General features: G+C 73.5%; 3 protein-coding genes and 1 pseudogene. 1 reads left to right on the forward strand and 3 read right to left on the reverse strand.

The window, feature by feature from the left end; all coding sequences use genetic code 11:
* The 3 genes and pseudogenes from KBX39_RS29265 to KBX39_RS29275 form a co-directional block, all read right to left on the reverse strand.
* A pseudogene (locus KBX39_RS29265) lies at positions 1-203 on the reverse strand (hypothetical protein); the annotation flags it as partial.
* The gene (locus KBX39_RS29270) at positions 193-639 is read right to left on the reverse strand and encodes a thioesterase family protein (RefSeq protein ID WP_210873625.1); all 447 of its coding nucleotides are present in this window, start codon (positions 637-639) and stop codon (positions 193-195) included. The pseudogene KBX39_RS29265 and the gene KBX39_RS29270, both read right to left, overlap by 11 nt.
* The gene (locus KBX39_RS29275) at positions 632-1,804 is read right to left on the reverse strand and encodes an acyl-CoA dehydrogenase family protein (RefSeq protein WP_043324790.1); all 1,173 of its coding nucleotides are present in this window, start codon (positions 1,802-1,804) and stop codon (positions 632-634) included. The genes KBX39_RS29270 and KBX39_RS29275 overlap by 8 nt, the downstream gene beginning before the upstream one ends.
* A 56-nt stretch (positions 1,805-1,860) precedes the next feature.
* Here KBX39_RS29275 and KBX39_RS29280 point away from each other — a divergent pair.
* Positions 1,861-2,269, forward strand: a 409-nt coding sequence (locus KBX39_RS29280) for an LLM class flavin-dependent oxidoreductase (RefSeq protein WP_210873626.1), incomplete at its 3' end; no start/stop codon positions are given.

A 2,269-nucleotide genomic window follows, 5' to 3' on the forward strand; every position in this document is an offset into this window, starting at 1 on the left:
GGATAGAGGTGACCTGGCGCCGCACTCAGCGCCACGCAGATCAGTTCCTTGAGCGCCACCGGCAGCTCCCGGCCGCGCCACGGCACGGCCGCCAGGCGCAGGTACGCCTCCAGCACCTGTGGCGCCTCGACCGCGATCGCCTCGAAGGCCGGTGTCCACCGTCCGCCCAGGTAGCGGTCGGCCAGGGTGCGGTCAGCCGGCATCGGCCACCACCCCGCCGCACAGCGCCTCGCGCAGCCAGTCCGGCATCGGGGCCGCCCGCAGCCGGCCACCATCGAGCCGCGACCACACGTGCACCGTGCGTACGCGCACCGCCTCGCGCCGGTCGGGCCGGCGGAATCCGGTCGAGCACAGCGTGAACGAGCTGCGCCCCACCGGCCCGGACCGCAGCTCCAGGTCGACCCGGTCGTCGAGACTGACCGGCGCGAGGTAGTCGGCGTTCGCGCTCACCGTGGCCGTCGCCTCGCCGACCCGCAGCAGGCCGCTCAGCGGATGGCCGATCGCGTCCAGCCAGCCGGTGTAGAGCTGCTCGTGCCAGGCCAGCGGGGCCGGGTAGTAGATGACACCGGCCTGATCGACGTCGCGCATCGGCACCCGCAGCCCGAGGCGGGCGAGCAGCGGCGCGACGCCATCAGTCACGGCCCATCCCCAGTGTCCGGGCCACCCGGTTGCGCACGAGTTCCTCGGTGATCGGCGCGAGCCGGAAGGCGCGCAGGTCCCGCCACACGTGCTCGACGCCGCCCCAGCGGGTGAAGCCGATGCCGCCCATCAGTTGCACCGCTACGTCGGCGACCCGCTGCGCCGCGTCGACGCTGCGCGACTTCGCGACGTCCGCGCCGACCGTGACCGGCGCGCCGGCCGCCCACCGCCGCGCCATGGCGTACGCGTAGTGGCGGGCCGTCTCGAGGTCCATGACCGCGTCGGCGACCTGGTGCTGGAGCGCCTGGTAGCTGTCCACGCGGGTGCCGAACGCGGTGCGCCGGGCCGCGTAGGCCAGGCCGCGTCGCAGCGCGCCGTGCGCGGCGCCGACCACGATGGCCGGGATCAACAGCCGCTCCTCCACCAGCACCGTGCGCAGCGCCGCCTTGACCGCCGGACCGGTGAACGCGTGGTCGACGGCCACCCCGTCGAGGTCGACCTCGTACGTGCCGAACGAGGACGCGAAGCTGGGCGTCGGCACCCGGGACATCGACAGCCCGGGCGCGTCCGTACGCACGAGCGCGAATGCCAGTCCGCTCGTGCCGCCGGCCGGCGCCCCGGCCTCCCGGACCAGCAGGAAGAGATGGTCGGCCGAGGCCGCGGCGGTGCAGTAGCGCTTGCGTCCGCTGACCCGCCCGTCGTCCAGGGTGGTGTCCAGCGCGCCGAACAGGTCGGATCCACCGCCCGGCTCGGTGACCCCGAACGCGAAGCGCCGGCGGCCGGCGGCCAGCCCGGGCAGCAGTTCCTTGCGGGTGGGCTCGTCGGCCAGCGCGGCCAGCAGCGGCGCGGCGAAGCAGTTGGAGATGCCCCAGACCCAGGCCAGCACCCCGACCCGCTCGGCCAGCACCTCGGCGATGCGCATCTTCGCCACGATGTCGGCCGGTTCACCGCCGTACTCCTCGGCGATCCCGACCCGGTGCAGGTCGTGCTCCGCGACCCAGTCCCAAAGGTCGGCGGGAAACTCGGTGCGGGCGGCCAGGTCGGCAGCTGTCTCGTCGTCGATCCGGGCGACGAGTTCCCGGGCGCGGTTCACCGCGTCGTGCTCAGGTCCGTCGAGCGGCTCGAGGACCTGCTCGGCGGGGGCCGCGGACGGTACGAGGGTCATGAGGGCCTCCGTCGGTCGATGAGACGGCTCCTAGCGGTCGACATACTGTATCCCGTATGCTGTTTTTGCTGAAGGGGGTCGTCATGGTGAACGTCGGATGCTTCCTGCCCACCTACTCCGCGAGCGGTCCGATCGAGCCCGCATCGGTGCTCGACATGGCCCGTGACGCGGAGGAGCTCGGCCTCGACCATGTCTGGGTCGGCGACCACTACCTTTGGAACGTCGGCATGCTCTCGCCCCTGCCGGCGCTCGCAGCGGTCGCCGCGGTGACCCGGCGGGTCCGCCTCGGCACCGGCGTCTACCTGCTGAACCTGCGTCATCCGGCGCTGACCGCGAAGGACGTCGCGACAGTCGATGTGCTCTCCGGCGGCCGGCTGGTGCTGGGCGCGGGCATCGGCGGCGACAACCCCGAGGAATACCGGGCCCTCGGCGTGGACCCCGGCCGGCGGGCCCGCCGCTTCGAGG

Origin of the sequence: Micromonospora sp. D75 (genome assembly GCF_018070405.1) — a bacterium.
Taxonomy (GTDB): domain Bacteria; phylum Actinomycetota; class Actinomycetes; order Mycobacteriales; family Micromonosporaceae; genus Micromonospora; species Micromonospora chalcea.

Coding starts and splice junctions, on each gene's coding strand:
- KBX39_RS29275 (WP_043324790.1), bottom strand. CDS start 1,804: ATGACCCTCGTACCGTCCGCGGCCCCCGCCGAGCAGGTCCTCGAGCCG.